Genomic DNA, 14,287 nt, shown 5'->3' with positions numbered 1-14,287 from the left:
AGGCGGGCGCAAGCTCAAGATTTTATTCCGGCCTACCCTGTAGACTGCGCACAGCCAACCTATTGTCAGGGGATGACGCGACCTGTCATCTCTATAAGCACAAGCCAGAAGGATTCCTTATGTCCCGCACCGATCAGCCGGCTACGACCGAGAGCACGCCCGACAGCGATCTCGCCAGCCCTCCGATCAATGCCGAGCGTTTGTTGCAGCTGATCACCGATGAATACGAAAGCCTGCCGCGCCAGCTCAAACGCATCGCCAGCTACATGAGCCAACAGAGCGACCGGATCATGGTCGACCGCATCAGCGACATCGCCCGTGAATGCGAAGTGCACCCATCGGCTATCGTGCGGTTTTCCCAGCGTTTCGGCTTCAGCGGCTTCAGCGAAATGCAGGCGCTGTTTCGCGAGGCCTACACCCACAAAACCACGCCGGTGCAGAACTACCAGCAACGCATCCGCAGCATGATCGCCAACAAGTCGCAGAAAGCCAGCGGCGGCGATCTGGCGCGTGAATGCATCGATGCTACCTTGTCGGGCATCGAACGGCTGGGGCTGGAACTCGATGACCAGGCCTTCGACAAGGCCGTGGATCTGGTGGTGAATGCCGACAACATCTACGTGGTCGGGGTGCGCCGTTCGTTCGCGGTGGCCGATTACCTGGTCTACAACCTGCAACACACCAACAAGCGCATTCATCTGGTGTCGGGTCTGGGCGGCAGTTACCGCGAACAGATGCGCAGTGTGCGCGCCAATGACCTGGTGATCGCCATCAGCTTCACGCCCTACGGCAAGGAAACCCAGCACTGCCTGCGCATCGCCCAGCACAATCAGGCGAAAACCCTGATCATCACCGACAGCAACCTTTCACCTTTGGCCAAGCGCGCCAACACCGTGCTGCTGGTCAACGAAGGCAGCTCGTTTGCCTTCCGCTCGTTGAGTGCAACCTTGTGCCTGTGCCAGGCACTGTTTATCGCCGTGGCTTATCGGCTGGAATTGAAGGTCGATGAGATTCATGAGCAGGTGGGGTTTGAGGATTAGCGCGAGGCCGTTTGCAGGTAGCTGAACCTCAGCTAAGGTTGTCCATCCCCGATGGACTGTCTTAAGGAGAGGCTCAATGAAACTGATCGGCATGCTGGATTCGCCCTACGTGCGGCGCGTCGCTATTTCCGCCAAGTGTCTTGGCATACCGCTGGAGCATGAGTCGGTTTCGGTGTTCAGGAACTTCGAGCAATTCCAGCAGATCAACCCCGTGGTGAAGGCACCGACCCTGGTGCTGGATGATGGCGAGGTGTTGATGGATTCGACGCTGATCATCGACTACCTGGAGGCTCTGGCCGCGCCGGGTAAAAGCCTGATACCCAACAATCCGGATCAACGCTTGCGCTCGCTGCGTCTGATCGGCCTGGCATTGGCAGCGTGCGAAAAGTCGGTGCAGCTTTACTACGAACGCAACCTGCGGCCAGCGGAGATTCAGTACGCGCCCTGGGTGGAACGGGTCGAAGGGCAATTGGCCGCGGCGTATTCGGCGCTGGAGCGGGAGCTGGAAAAACAGCCGCTGAAAACCGACGGTTCGATTGCGCAGGACGGAATTATCCTGGCGGTGGCCTGGAGTTTTACCAACCTGGTGGTGCCGGATCAGGTGGCGGCCGCGCAGTTTCCGCGGATCAGCGCGTTCACAGAGTATGCCGAGGGGCTTGAGGTGTTTGTCGGTACGCCGATTAACTGAGCCACAACGATCGTTCCCACGCTCTGCGTGGGAACGATCATCCAGGGGATCGGTGCCCGCATGATCGGCGCATGACCTGTAGGAGCGAGGCTTGCCCGCGAAGGCGCCCTCAAGCATTCCATTTCTGCCGCACTCGGCACCGATCTTCAGCTGGAAAACACGTAGCGTCCTTTGACCTTCTTCGAACCCAGAAACCCCAGATCCGGGAACAACAGCGTTTTAAGGTAGGCGACGAAAAACACCATGCCCAGGGTGATCCCGGCACCGACGAGCGTCAGTAGCGGATCCTCCTCAAACCCCTGGAACATTCGCGGAAACTGGCTCAGGGACAGGATCACGTAAATGGTGTAGGCCTGCGCAACGTTCTTATAAAAACCCCAGGCGAACAGCAGCGGCACCACTGCGGCAAACAGGGTGAAAAACACGGCGGCACCTGGCCCGATCATCGAGCCGAGGAAGAACCCGAGGACTGCACCGAGCAACGCTTGAGCAATCGTCAGGAAAAGTAATGTCTTGATCTTGCCGGAGTGCCGCTGACACAACGCGGGGTCAGCATAGGCACCGATCCAGTAGGCCAGCACCCGATCCTTGACCTCCCCGCCGGACAGCGTCTTGAAAATTTCGGTCTTCGAATGCCCGCTTTCGAGCATCGCCACCAGTTGCCGTTTGCTTTCCTTTTTGTCCACGGTATTTCTCCCGTCAGGCAACACAAAATTAGAAGTGGGAGCGCATGTCCTGCCGCTGGGACGATTCTCGCTGCTTGGGCATCCGAAAAGCAAAACGCCGCTTCTACCAGAAATAGAAGCGGCGCAGGCAAAGCGCCTTAAAGGGCTCACGTCAGCAAGGCAATCAGAATGATGATCGGGATCGGTACGCCGAGAAAGAACAGCAATATAGAGCGCATGATGGTTCTCCTGGGTTAGCGAATCGGTGGCAGCGTCGTGGTTGTGGTGGTGGTCACGTAGGCATCGGTTTCCAGATACTCCACGGCATCCCGACGACGACCGCCGAAGATCGCGCTGAGACTGGCAAAAAATGCCCCGGCCAGCAGCGCGACGAACATCCACAACGCCGTCAAGGCTGCGGCTTTGGCTGCGGTGTCGGCCGCTTGTTGTGCTGCCAGTTTGGCGTCGGCAACGGCTTTTTGGGTGCGGGCATAGACTTCGTCGACACGACGCTCGGCGTCCGCTTGAGTGAGGTTGGTCCGCTGGGCGACCAGTTGTGCCAGGTAAGCCCGATCCTCGGGCGCCAATTGACCGTCGTTGCGCAGGCTGCGCGCGAAGATCCGGGTGACGGTGCCATTGGGGGCGTCATCGCTGACGGCGACTGGCCGATCATCGCGAAACAGGCTGTCGATGAAGTAGCCGTATGGATCACTGTCGGTATTATCGACCGCGCTGCCGGCAGCCTGGGTCATGGCGCTGGCGGCACCGCCGGCGACCGTTGCCCCGGCCTGCACGCCGCCGCTGACGATGTTGCTGACCGAACCAACCACCAAGGTCGCGGTCACCAGCGTCGCGATACACCAGGCCAGGAAGCCATGGGCCGTGTCACGGAAGTAGACCTCATCGCCGTGCATGTAGGCCCACCTCACTCGCAGTCGACCGGCGATATAGCCGCCGAGCCCGGAGGCCACGATCTGGGTAAAGGCCAGCCAGACAATCGTCGAGATACCCAGGCTTTTGACGCTGACGCCTTCATGGGCCCACGGTGAAACCGCCGAAAAACCCAGACCAAACCCAAGCAGCACGAGAATCAGCGACAACGCCGCAGCCGCCGCGGCCCCGGCGAAGATAGCGGCCCAAGACACGCCCGAGAGCGTGCTGAACTCATCTGCGACAGGATAAAAACCATCAGAGGATCTGTTCATTTTTGTAGTGCTCCAGGCAGGTGTTACAACTCGTCAAACGAGCAATTGCAGTCAACGTGCCAGTCGCGCCACTTCAATAAATCGTTTTATTTCAATGAATTGAAATCAATGAATTTCTCCGGGTCATGCAGTTTGCAAGGCGCAGGTCTAATCGGCGGGTTTTATGCATTGCTTGAAACGGCGCCTGCATGAAGTTTTATTTAGAAAACCATCGATCATTTCTTGGCAAAATGTCGCGCAACGTCTTGAACACCTAATCAGGCAAGCCCTATGACCCGCATCTTGACCATCGAAGACGACGCCGTGACCGCCCGGGAAATCGTCGCCGAACTGAGTAGCCACGGCCTCGACGTGGATTGGGTCGACAATGGCCGCGAAGGCCTGGAGCGTGCAGTCAGCGGCAACTACGACCTGATCACCCTCGACCGCATGCTGCCGGAGCTCGATGGCCTGGCGATTGTCACCACCTTGCGCACCATGGGCGTGGCCACGCCGATCCTGATGATCAGCGCTCTCTCCGATGTCGATGAACGGGTTCGCGGCCTGCGTGCCGGCGGCGACGATTACCTGACCAAACCGTTCGCCACCGATGAAATGGCCGCACGGGTCGAAGTTTTGCTGCGCCGGCAGAACACCGTGACTGCCCAGGCCACCACCTTGCGCGTGGCCGATCTGGAGTTGAACCTGATCAGCCACGAGGCCAGCCGCGACGGTCAATTGCTGACGCTATTGCCTACCGAGTACAAGTTGCTGGAGTTTCTGATGCGCAACACCGGGCAGATTCTGTCGCGGATGATGATTTTCGAAGAAGTCTGGGGCTATCACTTCGACCCCGGCACCAACCTGATCGACGTGCACATTGGCCGTCTGCGCAAGAAGATCGACCCGCCAGGCAACGTCCCACTGATTCGGACTGTGCGAGGCTCGGGTTATGTCATTGCTGAACCCCTCTAAAGGCTGGCGCTCCTCGAGCAGCCGCTTGCTGGCGCTCTACAGTTCGCTGTTCGTGGCCTGGAGCGGAATTCTCATGGGGGTGATGTACTACGAGGTATCCAGCTACCTGGACACCCTGGCCAAGCATTCGTTGATGCAACGTCAGCATCTATTTTCCCGCTTTTCGGGCGAGCAACTGGAGGACGCCCTCGCGGCCAGTGTGACTTTCGACGTTCGCGGCATCGATGCCTATGGCCTGTTCGATGACCAGCAGCGCTACCTCAACGGCCCCTTGCGCCAGATCCCCCAAGGCCTGCCGCTGGACGGCAAGATTCACATCCTCAGCGACTGCGTCGACGCCGACGACCCGACCCTGCCCACTGACAGTTGCGACGCCGTGGCGACTCGAACCCTGGATGGGCGCTGGCTGGTGCTGGTGCGGGACAACGGTTCGCTGTTTGCCGTGACCCGGATCATCCTGCACGCGCTGCTGTGGGGCGTGTCGCTGACCATTCTGCCCGGCATCGCCGGCTGGCATTTATTAAGACGACGCCCGCTACGGCGGATCCGGGCGATCCAGGCCAGCGCCGAAGCCATTGTCGCCGGTGACCTGACCCGGCGCCTGCCGCTGTCCAATCGCCGCGACGAACTGGACATGCTCGCCGCCATCGTCAACGCCATGCTCGAACGCATCGAGCGCTTGATGAACGAGGTCAAGGGTGTGTGCGACAACATCGCCCATGACCTGCGCACACCGCTGACGCGCCTGCGGGCGCAGCTGTACCGGATTCAGCAGCAGGCCGATGACGGTTCGACGCTGGCCGTGCAACTGGATTCGGTGCTCGGCGAGGCCGATACCTTGATGGCGCGTTTTCGTGGACTGTTGCGGATTTCCGAGCTGGAGGATCGCCAGCGCCGTTCGGGTTTCGTGCAACTGGACCCGGTGCCGGTGCTGCAAGAATTGCATGACTTTTATCTGCCGCTGGCGGAAGAAGGCCAACTGACTTTTGAACTGCAACTGCCCGAATCACTGCCCCAACTCAACGGCGACCGGGCGTTGCTGTTCGAAGCCGTGGCGAATTTGCTGAGCAACTCGATCAAATTCACACCGCCCGGTGGCGAGGTGATTTTGCGTGGGGTGAATGACGCTGGGCACACACGGATTGAAGTACTCGACTCCGGCCCCGGCATAGCGTTGGCCGAACGTGAGGCGGTGTTTCAGCGCTTCTATCGCGCCGAGGGCGGTAACCCGCAAAGTGGTTTCGGGCTGGGATTGTCGATCGTCGCGGCGATTGTCAGCCTGCATGGGTTTACGTTGGAAGTGGGCAGCAGCGAACTGGGTGGTGCGTTGTTGGTGCTCGATTGCCGGCAGCGTTTGATTGCTCAGGCCTGACCCAAATCTCCATCACAAAGAAGATCCAATGTGGGAGCGGCCTGTGGCGAGGGGGCTTGCCCCCGTTTGAGTGCGCAGCACTCACAAGATCTTTGGTACATCAGAAATTTTGGGGCAGCTGCGCAACCCAACGGGGGGCAAGCCCCCTCGCCACAGGTCGCTCCCACCGGGGACTTGCTTAGGCCGGGAACTCGATTCAGTACCCCGGAACCTCGCGCAGAAACACCGGCAGATCAGTGATCGGCGGCAGGGCCGGAATTTCGCAGTACATCTGGACCACCCAGCCTCGGTGATAACTGGCGTGGTTGACCACATGCAACAGCATTGCGCCAGCGCTCATGACCCCGCTTTCCCCCGCGACGGAGTTGAATTCGATGGGTTTATCCAGCGAATCGTCGGTCTGGGCCGCGCTCCATCCACAGAACCATTGATCGATCTCCTGCTGCACCAGTCGCAGCTCGGTGAGTTCGGGATGGAGCAGATCATGGGAGGTTTTGAAGCCGTGGCCGCGCCCCTCCAGATGCGCTTGCCAGATGCAGTCGACCACGTAGATATGGTTCAAGGTGCCGATGATGTTGTTGAACACCGACACCCGTTTGCGGTTGAGCTCTTCCGGTGGCAGCGCCATGAGGCTGTCGAAGAGTCGCTGATCGGCCCAGCGCCTGTAATCGGCGAGCATGCGGGCAGTGCGTACGTTGATCATCAGAGGTCTCCCATGACGATGGGCGCATTGCCAAGAATAGCCCTCGCGGCTGGCAGCATCGAAATCGCTGATAACCGGCACTTCGCGCAACACGACCTGTGTAGCAGCTGGCGCAGCCTGCGATCTTTTGATCTTCGGCGATCGTCTGAACACCCTGTGGTGGTGTAGAAGCGAGCTTGCTCGCGATGACGGCGGCACAGTCAACATTGATGTCGCCTGACACACCGCTATCGCAAGTAAGCTCTCCCACAGGCTTCGTATTTACCGCGACCATGCGGTCCTGAGCGGCTGCCCATGCATATATCGAAACAGCAGGGAACTCCTGAGCAGCGTCAAGCATCCTAAATTATGTGTTACTTCCTTTACGCTTTCGGAGGACGCCGTCATGCGCCATCTGTTGCTCATATCTTCGCTAGTGCTTTGTTTGCCCGTGGGTTCGGCCATGGCCGATGTGGAGGCAAAAGATGTCGCCACTTCGGCCGGGGTCTCCGCATCGCTGTATTCGACGTTCAAGGATGACAAAATCGTGATTCCCGCACGGGATGACGCCTCTAGCTTCGTGGCGAGTGGCGGTACGATTCGCGGCGTTTACCTGGAATCGGTGTTGAAGGAAATTCGACAAAATCATCCCGACCTCAAAGCAAGCGACGAGGAGCTGGCCAGAGCGATCCTCGCTCAGTAAGGTCCAGACGATCGCTGAAACCTGCAAAAGTCAGCCGTGGGGCTCGCAACACCGGACAGTGTTCGAGCCCTAGGTTGCTTGCGCCCCAGGGGACAGGCGCGCCCAGCCGGCTACCAACTGTGCGCTGATGCTGACGCCGCCACACACCACAATGACCACATCGTGGGCCTTGGCAATCGCCGGATGGTCCAGGTATGCCACCGCCAATGAAACCCCGCACGCCGGTTCGACCAATTGACGCAGGTCGTTGGCGTAACGAACCACGCCCATGATCGCCTCATCATCGCTGAGCACCACGCATTCGTGCGCAAAGTCGAGGATGTGCTGCACCGGCCAGGCCGCCACTTGTGCCGCGCCAAGTGACGTGGCGACGGTATCGATGCGCGGCAACCTGACCGGGTGGCCGGCACTGACGGCGGCCGCGAAAGACGCCGCGCCCCGGGTTTCGCAAGCAACGATCCGACAATCCATGCGCCGATGACGGATCAGTCCAGTGAGCAGCCCCGCCAGCAAACCACCGCCGCCCACCGACGTTACCAACACATCGACCTGAGGACAGTCCTCGATAATTTCATCGACCATCGTGCTGTGCCCTTCCCACAACACAGGATGATCGAAGGCTGGCACATATTCGGTGTCCGCGCCCTTTGCGAGCTCTTTCGCCCGTTGATTGGCTTCGTCCCAGACTTTGCCATGGACGATCACCTCGGCACCGGTTTTCCTGATCCTGGCGCGGGTGGTTTCCGGGGTGGTGTTCGGCACCACGATGCAGGCTTTCAGCCCTAGGCTGGCGGCGGCTACCGCGGTGGCCAACCCGGCGTTACCACCGGAAGGACAAACCACTTTGCGCTTGCCCTGCTCCGCTGCCTGGCTGCACAGCAGGCCCATGCCGCGCAGTTTGAACGAGCCGCTGGGTTGCAGGTTTTCCAGCTTGAGCCAGATTCGCCGGGCCGGGGTCGACAGACCCGGGTGCAAAATCAGGGGCGTTCTGATGTGAAGCATCGTGTGCTCCTTGTGGCAGCACCGGCTCACTGAGAGCTTTCAATGAGCCAACAATGAACGGATAGACTTATCCTTATCCAAGCTTAGTTCACCCACCCCCCTGCTACCGTTCGGGCATAACACGATGCCCCGTGTAGGAGCCGGCTTGCCGGCGAAGGCGTTTTCATGGGCGCTACATGCCGTGAGGCCGCCTTCGCTGGCAAGCCAGCTCCTACTCCGGGAACGGCGTACGGTATCTACACTGGTTTTATGTCCCTTGCGATGTCAGTCATGAAAATCTCGGCCAAACTCGCGTTTTTCACCCTCGTTAGTACCCTTGCCTACTTCGCGCTCGCGGTGTTCGGGCTGGGCGGGCTGGCAGCTTTTTTCTCGCACCCTCCGCTGGTGGTCATTGCACTGGCAACCCTGGTGATGGCGATCGTGTCTTTGTTTAGCGAAGGCAACCTGAGTTCCGGCGAGCGCGAAGACCGGGCCAATCGCTGGGTGCTGCCGGTTTTCGGGGTGCTCGGGTTGTTGAGTGGGTATCTGCCGGCCTACACCGACCGGATCGACTTCTGGACCTTCGGTGGCGAGGGTGTGCGTTGGCTCGGCACGTTGCTGTTCATCGGCGGCGGCGCACTGCGGATGTGGCCGGTGTTTGTACTGGGCAAACGCTTCAGCGGACTGGTGGCGATTCAGCCGGGGCACCGTCTGGTCACCGACGGGATTTATCGGAAACTGCGCAACCCTAGCTATCTGGGGCTGCTGATCAATGGCGTGGGCTGGGCGCTGGCCTTTCGTTCCGGGGTCGGATTGCTACTGGTAGTGCTGACGTTGATCCCGCTGATTGCCCGCATTCGCTCCGAAGAAGCGCTGTTACGCGCGCAATTCGGCAGTGAATACGAGGCTTATTGCGCCCGTAGTTGGCGATTGATTCCCAGGGTTTACTGACTCACATCAATCATTGTCGGAGCCGAGCTTGCTCGCGATGGGGCCGCTGCGGTCTGCCAAGGGATTTATGTTGTCTGTGCCAACGCCATCGCGGGCAAGCCCAGCTCCCACAGGGGACGCGGTCGATCAGAAAGAATGCAGGCAGATTCGGCCATCGGTGTCCGCACGAGCCTCGACCAAGTTGTAGCTGGCCAGGGTCGCATGCGGAGTCTGGAGCGGATGAACATGGGTCGCGGTGATGACCATGACGTGGGCACCCGCCGCTTCACCTGCGCGAATCCCCACGGCGGCGTCTTCGAAGATCAGGCAATCAGTGGGCTCGACCCCTAACCGACGAGCGGCCAGATAATAGCCCGCTGGGTCAGGTTTACCGGTGCTGACGTCTTCGGCGGTGATCATCACGCCAGGTTCGGGAATGCCTGCCGCCGCCATTCGGCGCAGGGCCAGCGCCCGTGGCGCGGAGGTGACGATCGCCCATTGATTGGCGGGCAGCGACTTGAGGAAATTCGCCGCGCCGGCCACCTCGACAATCCCTTCCACATCCTCGATTTCCGCCTCGGTGATCCACGCTGCTTCAGCTTCAGCGTCTACCCCGGGCAAGGCCAGACGGGTGATGGTATCGATGGCGCGAACGCCGTGGATGGTCGGCAGGAAGGTATCGACATCGATCCCGTGGCGTAGGCCCCAGGTGGTCCAGATCCGCTCGGCGGCAGCGATGGAGTTGAGGACGGTTCCGTCCATATCGAACAGGAAGGCGCGGTATGAGGTGTTGAACACGGATGCTTGAACGGACAAAGGGCGGACTTCCTTTCGCAAGAACCAGGCGAGTATTTTCAAGCAATGTACATCACCCGCGACAGCGCCTACAGGGTTCGATTCGACTGCAAGGCGTTTTGCACACAATCGAGCAATTGGCCCACCGCCCAAGGTTTCTTGATGAACGCAACCGGGTGCTTGACCCCAGAACTTTTCGGGGTTTCGAAGCCAGACATGATCATGATCGGTTTGTCCGGCCAACGGTCGCCGAACTGATTCGCCAGGTCTGCGCCATTGAGCTTGCCCGGCATGGTGATGTCCGTCAGCAACAGTCCTACCTCTGGCGCATGCTGCTCCAGAAACTGCGACGCGGCGTCCGCGCTGACCTTGGGTTCAACCGCAAAGCCTTCCTCCTGAAGAATTTCGCAAAGAAACTCCAGGATCAACGGGTCGTCCTCAACCACAAGAATCAAACCGTCAGACAAGTGCGCGCCCGCCGCTGATACTGGACCCATGACTGTGTCACTCCCTGATTACGTAAATTTGCGCGGGCTCAAATCCGCCACCTACAGGTATGAGCAGCGGACTTCGCGGAAAATTCATTTTTGATACAGCCAGACGGCGAAATCAGCTGAAACGCATTCTTTGTAGCAACCGAGTCTTGGCTCATCGCATCAGACTTGAACGTCACGCGGCAACATGACAGCATTCGCATTTGCAACAACTTCCCATTTGCGAATTGTCTTCGTTCGAGGTTTCGTCGTGTCGGGTCAGTCCGCTTCGTCCCTTTCCGAGCTTTACCGTGGGCATCACGGCTGGCTGTTCGGCTGGCTGCGCAAAAAGCTCGGCTGCCCCGACAACGCGGCCGACTTGGCCCATGACACCTTCGTCAAACTGCTGGGCCTGGACGCTTTGCCGACATTGCAGGAACCACGGGCTTATCTGCTGGTGGCAGCCAATCGTCTGTTGATCAATCAGTATCATCGGCGCCGGGTCGAGGAAGAAACCCTGCGCAGTATGGTCGTACTGCTCGATCAGCAAGCCCAACAAGGCCCGGAACAGATCATTGCCGTGCGCCAATTGCTCGGGAAAGTGCTGTTGCTGCTGCTCGAAGAGCTGGAAGAGAAACCGCGCAAGGCTTTTCTGATGGCGCGTGTCGATGGCTGTTCCTATGCCGAAATTGCCAGACATCTTCAGGTCTCCGAAAGCAGCGTCAAGCAGTACCTGGCAAAGTCGCTTGCGCACTGCCATGCCCGTTTGTTCGACGCCTTGCCTGAGGTGTTAAGTGATGAGTGAAATCCTCACCCAGGATCAGATTCGCGAGCAGGCTGCCGCTTGGCTGGTGCGTCTGGACGAGGCGCCCTCACCTGAAGTTCTGGCCGAATTCAACGCCTGGCACGCTGCAGATGTGCGCCATGCGCAACTGTTCGAACAACTTCAGCAGCTTTGGCAATCCTTCTCGCCGCCACCGAAAAACCGGTCTCGTCGCGCCCGCCTGATAGGCGCAGCCCTGGTGTTGCCGGCGGCGATCGCCCTCGGCCAGTGGCTGCCGGTGCAGAGCTGGATGGCGCCCGCCACGCAGACGATCGCTTCGACCCCCGCTCGGTTGATTTTCCACGACAGGCCACTGCCCGAAGTACTGGCCGAAATTGATCAGCATCGTCGGGGCGTTATCTGGACGTCGGATGCGCAATTACAAACCCTGCGCTTTACCGGCGTACTGCCCGCGCAAGATAGCGATGCCGCACTGGCCTTGTTGCAAGCAGCCTTGCCGATTCGTATCGAGACCTACAGCAAATACCTGGTACAGGTGCGGCGGCGCTGAGCAAAAAAATCTTCAAGACAACTGCCCGATTTCATTTCAGCCCGGTCATTGGAGTTAATACAGTCGATTCCATGAGCAACAACAATGACCAACCAGACCTTTTCCTTCTTTCGCCTAAGCACTCTGGCACTTGCCTTGAGCTGCGCGGTACCGGCCTTCGCCGACTCCGCGACAGACACTTATCACTTCGAACTGGCGAGCCAGCCACTGGATTCGGCACTGACGGCACTGGCCACGCAGACCGGGCTGTCCATTGGCGTCGATGCGGCGCTGTTGCGTGGCAAAACGGCGCCGTCGCTCAAGGGTGATTACAGCACCGAACAGGCACTGAATGCCGTGTTGCGCGACAGTGGTCTGCAATGCCGCTTCAGCGGGAAAAACAGCGTCACGCTACAACCGGCTCCTGCGCCGCTGGAACTGGGCAGCGGCTCGCTGTCCCTGTCCGACACCGTGGTGTCGGTCACACGCAGCGAGGCCAGCATCGCCTCGATTCCCGGCACCGTGCAGTTGATTCAGGCCAAGGAGATCGCGCAACAATCGGCTGCCGGGCGCAAGGTGGCCGATATTCTCGGCACGCTGGTGCCCGGTCTGGCGCCTTCTTCCGGCACTATGAGCAACTACGGTCAGACCATTCGCGGACGTAACGTGCTGGTGCTGATCGACGGTGTTTCGCAGAACGCCAGTCGCGACGTTTCGCGCCAGCTCAACAGCATCGCGCCATCGAGTATCGAACGCATCGAGGTGGTTTCCGGTGCCAGCAGCCTCTACGGCGCGGGCGCCTCGGGTGGCATCATCAACGTCATCACCAAGCGTAACGAGGGGCAATCCCTGGCGATGAGCAGCCGCGTGGGCCTCAGCAGCGCCGACAACCTCAACCGCAAAGGTTTTGCCTACGAAGTGTTCCAGAGCGTGACCGGGCGCGAAAAAGCCTTCGATTGGTACCTGTCCGCGGACCTGTTGCAACGCAATGACCAGTTCGATGGCAACGGCAATCGCATCGCCCAGGAAGCGTTTCAGGGCAGCAACATGGACACCGAGAGCCATGACCTGCACGCCAAATTCGGCTTCGATCTGGATGACGATCGACGCCTGAGCCTGTCTCTGCAGGAATATGAGGACAAACAAGACACCGGCTATGTGGCCGGCGCTCGCAATGGCGAGTCGGTGGCGATCAAAGGATTGCAGTTGAGCGACCAGCCGTTCACCCATAACCAGGCGGTGAATTTCAATTACAGCGATCGCGATCTGTTCGGCCAGCAGTTGATGGTGGAAAGCTACTGGCGCAAACAGCAGGCGCGGTTCTTCCCATACAACTGGGGCGCCAACGCCGGGGTCGTAGCTTCCGAGAGCGAAGCCGAGGTCTATGGCCTGCGCACCGCCGTGGAAAGCACCCTGCCCTCGATTGGCAGCGCCACCGGCAACCTGGTCTGGGGCGCCGACTTCGAGAACGAACAAATCAGCCAGCAGGGTGACCGCTACAACGTCGACGGGTTGGCCTACACGCCAACCGGCCAGCGCTACGCCTTCGGCCCGGACATTGAAACCAACACCACGGCACTCTTCGCGCAATCGAGCTGGGACATCGGCGACTGGACCCTGCGCGGCGGTGCGCGGCACGAGTGGATTCACAGCGACGTCGCCGACAGCATTGCCTTTGGCGGCATTTGGCAAGCGGGTGTGAGCGAGGTGTTGCCCGGCGGCACGCTGAAGTACGAAGACACTCTCTACAACCTCGGCGCGGTCTATCACATCAGCAGTGCGCAGGATGTGTTCGTCAACTTCAGCCAGGGCTTCTCGCTGCCCGATGTGCAGCGCTTCCTGCGTGATGTGCGCGGCAGTTACAACATCCAGGACCTCAACGCTCAAGCGATCAAGGTCGACAGTTACGAACTCGGCTGGCGCGGAGACTGGGAGTCGTTGCAGGCCAACGTTACCCTGTTCGAGAACCGCTCGGACGTAACGCAGTACTACGACTCCGTCACCCGTGCGCAACGGCTGATCGATCAGAAAGAACGCGTGCGCGGTGTCGAGACCAGCCTGACGTATCACCTCGATCAAGCCTGGTCACTGGGCGGAACCTACGCCTGGACCAAAGGCGAAACCCGCCAGAACGGCGAATGGCTCGACCTGCCGGCCACGCGCATCTCACCGGCCAAAACCACCGCCTTCGTCGCCTTTGAGCAGGACGACTACAACCTGCGCTTGCAGGCCATGCGCCTGGACAGTTATGACGCCGGTTTTCAGGATGGTAACGGTCGTAAAATCGAAGGCTATACCACGGTCGATCTGCTGGCCGGCGTGGAGCTGCCGGTGGGCAAACTGGACATGGGCGTCTACAACCTGAGCGATCGCAACTATGAAACGCTCTACATGCAGGCCAATGCGGCCGCGCCTTACCCTCATGCCGAAGGGCGTCGATTGGCGGTCAGCTATTCGGTGGATTGGTAAACGCGTGCGCGGTTGGT

At 59.7% G+C, this 14,287-nt stretch carries 15 protein-coding genes; 9 read left to right on the top strand and 6 right to left on the bottom strand.

Going from position 1 to position 14,287, the window contains the following annotated elements:
* The first annotated feature begins 119 nt into the window (after positions 1-119).
* Together CKW20_RS28045 and CKW20_RS28040 are read left to right on the top strand one after the other, a co-directional pair.
* Positions 120-1,040, top strand: coding sequence for a MurR/RpiR family transcriptional regulator (locus CKW20_RS28045; RefSeq protein WP_095055786.1), 921 nt, complete (start codon positions 120-122; stop codon positions 1,038-1,040).
* Positions 1,041-1,116: 76 nt separating this feature from the next.
* Positions 1,117-1,728 (top strand): glutathione S-transferase, encoded by a 612-nt coding sequence (locus CKW20_RS28040; RefSeq protein ID WP_095055785.1) that lies wholly within the window; start codon positions 1,117-1,119, stop codon positions 1,726-1,728.
* Positions 1,729-1,874: 146 nt separating this feature from the next.
* Here the strand turns inward: CKW20_RS28040 and CKW20_RS28035 are convergent, their stop codons facing one another.
* Positions 1,875-2,414 (bottom strand): hypothetical protein, encoded by a 540-nt coding sequence (locus CKW20_RS28035; RefSeq protein ID WP_095055784.1) that lies wholly within the window; start codon positions 2,412-2,414, stop codon positions 1,875-1,877.
* A 233-nt stretch (positions 2,415-2,647) separates the two neighbouring features.
* Complete coding sequence (locus tag CKW20_RS28030; protein ID WP_095055783.1) at positions 2,648-3,598, bottom strand: hypothetical protein; 951 nt, start codon at positions 3,596-3,598, stop codon at positions 2,648-2,650.
* Positions 3,599-3,868: 270 nt separating this feature from the next.
* Here CKW20_RS28030 and CKW20_RS28025 point away from each other — a divergent pair, with 270 nt between their 5' ends.
* Complete coding sequence (locus CKW20_RS28025) at positions 3,869-4,552, top strand: response regulator transcription factor (protein WP_095055782.1); 684 nt, start codon at positions 3,869-3,871, stop codon at positions 4,550-4,552.
* Positions 4,530-5,924: a HAMP domain-containing sensor histidine kinase gene (locus tag CKW20_RS28020; protein WP_095055781.1), complete on the top strand. Its 1,395-nt coding sequence runs from the start codon at positions 4,530-4,532 to the stop codon at positions 5,922-5,924. Before CKW20_RS28025 ends, CKW20_RS28020 begins: the two co-directional genes overlap by 23 nt.
* A 196-nt stretch (positions 5,925-6,120) precedes the next feature.
* On the opposite strand, the gene CKW20_RS28015 is transcribed toward CKW20_RS28020, so the two are convergent.
* Complete coding sequence (locus tag CKW20_RS28015; protein ID WP_095055780.1) at positions 6,121-6,627, bottom strand: DinB family protein; 507 nt, start codon at positions 6,625-6,627, stop codon at positions 6,121-6,123.
* A gap of 385 nt (positions 6,628-7,012) precedes the next feature.
* Here CKW20_RS28015 and CKW20_RS28010 point away from each other — a divergent pair, with 385 nt between their 5' ends.
* On the top strand, positions 7,013-7,309 hold the full coding sequence (locus tag CKW20_RS28010; RefSeq protein WP_095055779.1) for a DUF2388 domain-containing protein: 297 nt from the start codon (positions 7,013-7,015) through the stop codon (positions 7,307-7,309).
* 69 nt (positions 7,310-7,378) lie between these two features.
* Here the strand turns inward: CKW20_RS28010 and CKW20_RS28005 are convergent, their stop codons facing one another.
* Entirely contained in the window at positions 7,379-8,311 is a 933-nt protein-coding gene (locus CKW20_RS28005; RefSeq protein WP_095055778.1) for a pyridoxal-phosphate dependent enzyme, read from the bottom strand.
* A 270-nt stretch (positions 8,312-8,581) separates the two neighbouring features.
* Between CKW20_RS28005 and CKW20_RS28000 the strand changes: the two genes are divergently transcribed.
* Positions 8,582-9,241 (top strand): isoprenylcysteine carboxylmethyltransferase family protein, encoded by a 660-nt coding sequence (locus tag CKW20_RS28000; protein ID WP_095055777.1) that lies wholly within the window; start codon positions 8,582-8,584, stop codon positions 9,239-9,241.
* Positions 9,242-9,367: 126 nt separating this feature from the next.
* Here the strand turns inward: CKW20_RS28000 and CKW20_RS27995 are convergent, their stop codons facing one another.
* Both CKW20_RS27995 and CKW20_RS27990 read right to left on the bottom strand, forming a co-directional pair.
* Complete coding sequence (locus CKW20_RS27995; protein ID WP_095055776.1) at positions 9,368-10,036, bottom strand: HAD-IA family hydrolase; 669 nt, start codon at positions 10,034-10,036, stop codon at positions 9,368-9,370.
* A gap of 68 nt (positions 10,037-10,104) precedes the next feature.
* Entirely contained in the window at positions 10,105-10,512 is a 408-nt protein-coding gene (locus CKW20_RS27990) for a response regulator (RefSeq protein ID WP_095055775.1), read from the bottom strand.
* Between the two features lie 247 nt (positions 10,513-10,759).
* Between CKW20_RS27990 and CKW20_RS27985 the strand changes: the two genes are divergently transcribed.
* The 3 genes from CKW20_RS27985 (at position 10,760) to CKW20_RS27975 (ending at position 14,270) form a co-directional block, all read left to right on the top strand.
* On the top strand, positions 10,760-11,293 hold the full coding sequence (locus CKW20_RS27985) for a sigma-70 family RNA polymerase sigma factor (protein ID WP_095055774.1): 534 nt from the start codon (positions 10,760-10,762) through the stop codon (positions 11,291-11,293).
* Positions 11,286-11,822, top strand: coding sequence for a DUF4880 domain-containing protein (locus CKW20_RS27980; protein ID WP_095055773.1), 537 nt, complete (start codon positions 11,286-11,288; stop codon positions 11,820-11,822). Before CKW20_RS27985 ends, CKW20_RS27980 begins: the two co-directional genes overlap by 8 nt.
* Positions 11,823-11,906: 84 nt before the next feature.
* Positions 11,907-14,270, top strand: a complete 2,364-nt coding sequence (locus CKW20_RS27975) for a TonB-dependent receptor (RefSeq protein WP_095055772.1) — start codon at positions 11,907-11,909, stop codon at positions 14,268-14,270.
* The last annotated feature ends 17 nt before the right edge of the window (positions 14,271-14,287 follow it).

The sequence above is a fragment of the Pseudomonas sp. Irchel s3b2 genome (assembly GCF_900187445.1).
In the GTDB taxonomy this organism is placed as follows: domain Bacteria; phylum Pseudomonadota; class Gammaproteobacteria; order Pseudomonadales; family Pseudomonadaceae; genus Aquipseudomonas.
Note: the sequence above shows the minus strand (reverse complement) of the source record. Positions and strands in the feature narration are given on the sequence as shown.

What these genes read in the sequence shown, in the direction of transcription:
- CKW20_RS28020 (WP_095055781.1), top strand. Translation starts at nt 4,530, where the DNA reads ATGTCATTGCTGAACCCCTCTAAAGGCTGGCGCTCCTCGAGCAGCCGC.
- CKW20_RS28030 (WP_095055783.1), bottom strand. Translation starts at nt 3,598, where the DNA reads ATGAACAGATCCTCTGATGGTTTTTATCCTGTCGCAGATGAGTTCAGC.
- CKW20_RS27975 (WP_095055772.1), top strand. Translation starts at nt 11,907, where the DNA reads ATGACCAACCAGACCTTTTCCTTCTTTCGCCTAAGCACTCTGGCACTT.
- CKW20_RS27990 (WP_095055775.1), bottom strand. Translation starts at nt 10,512, where the DNA reads ATGGGTCCAGTATCAGCGGCGGGCGCGCACTTGTCTGACGGTTTGATT.
- CKW20_RS28000 (WP_095055777.1), top strand. Translation starts at nt 8,582, where the DNA reads ATGAAAATCTCGGCCAAACTCGCGTTTTTCACCCTCGTTAGTACCCTT.
- CKW20_RS28010 (WP_095055779.1), top strand. Translation starts at nt 7,013, where the DNA reads ATGCGCCATCTGTTGCTCATATCTTCGCTAGTGCTTTGTTTGCCCGTG.
- CKW20_RS28005 (WP_095055778.1), bottom strand. Translation starts at nt 8,311, where the DNA reads ATGCTTCACATCAGAACGCCCCTGATTTTGCACCCGGGTCTGTCGACC.
- CKW20_RS28015 (WP_095055780.1), bottom strand. Translation starts at nt 6,627, where the DNA reads ATGATCAACGTACGCACTGCCCGCATGCTCGCCGATTACAGGCGCTGG.
- CKW20_RS28045 (WP_095055786.1), top strand. Translation starts at nt 120, where the DNA reads ATGTCCCGCACCGATCAGCCGGCTACGACCGAGAGCACGCCCGACAGC.
- CKW20_RS27980 (WP_095055773.1), top strand. Translation starts at nt 11,286, where the DNA reads ATGAGTGAAATCCTCACCCAGGATCAGATTCGCGAGCAGGCTGCCGCT.
- CKW20_RS28025 (WP_095055782.1), top strand. Translation starts at nt 3,869, where the DNA reads ATGACCCGCATCTTGACCATCGAAGACGACGCCGTGACCGCCCGGGAA.
- CKW20_RS28040 (WP_095055785.1), top strand. Translation starts at nt 1,117, where the DNA reads ATGAAACTGATCGGCATGCTGGATTCGCCCTACGTGCGGCGCGTCGCT.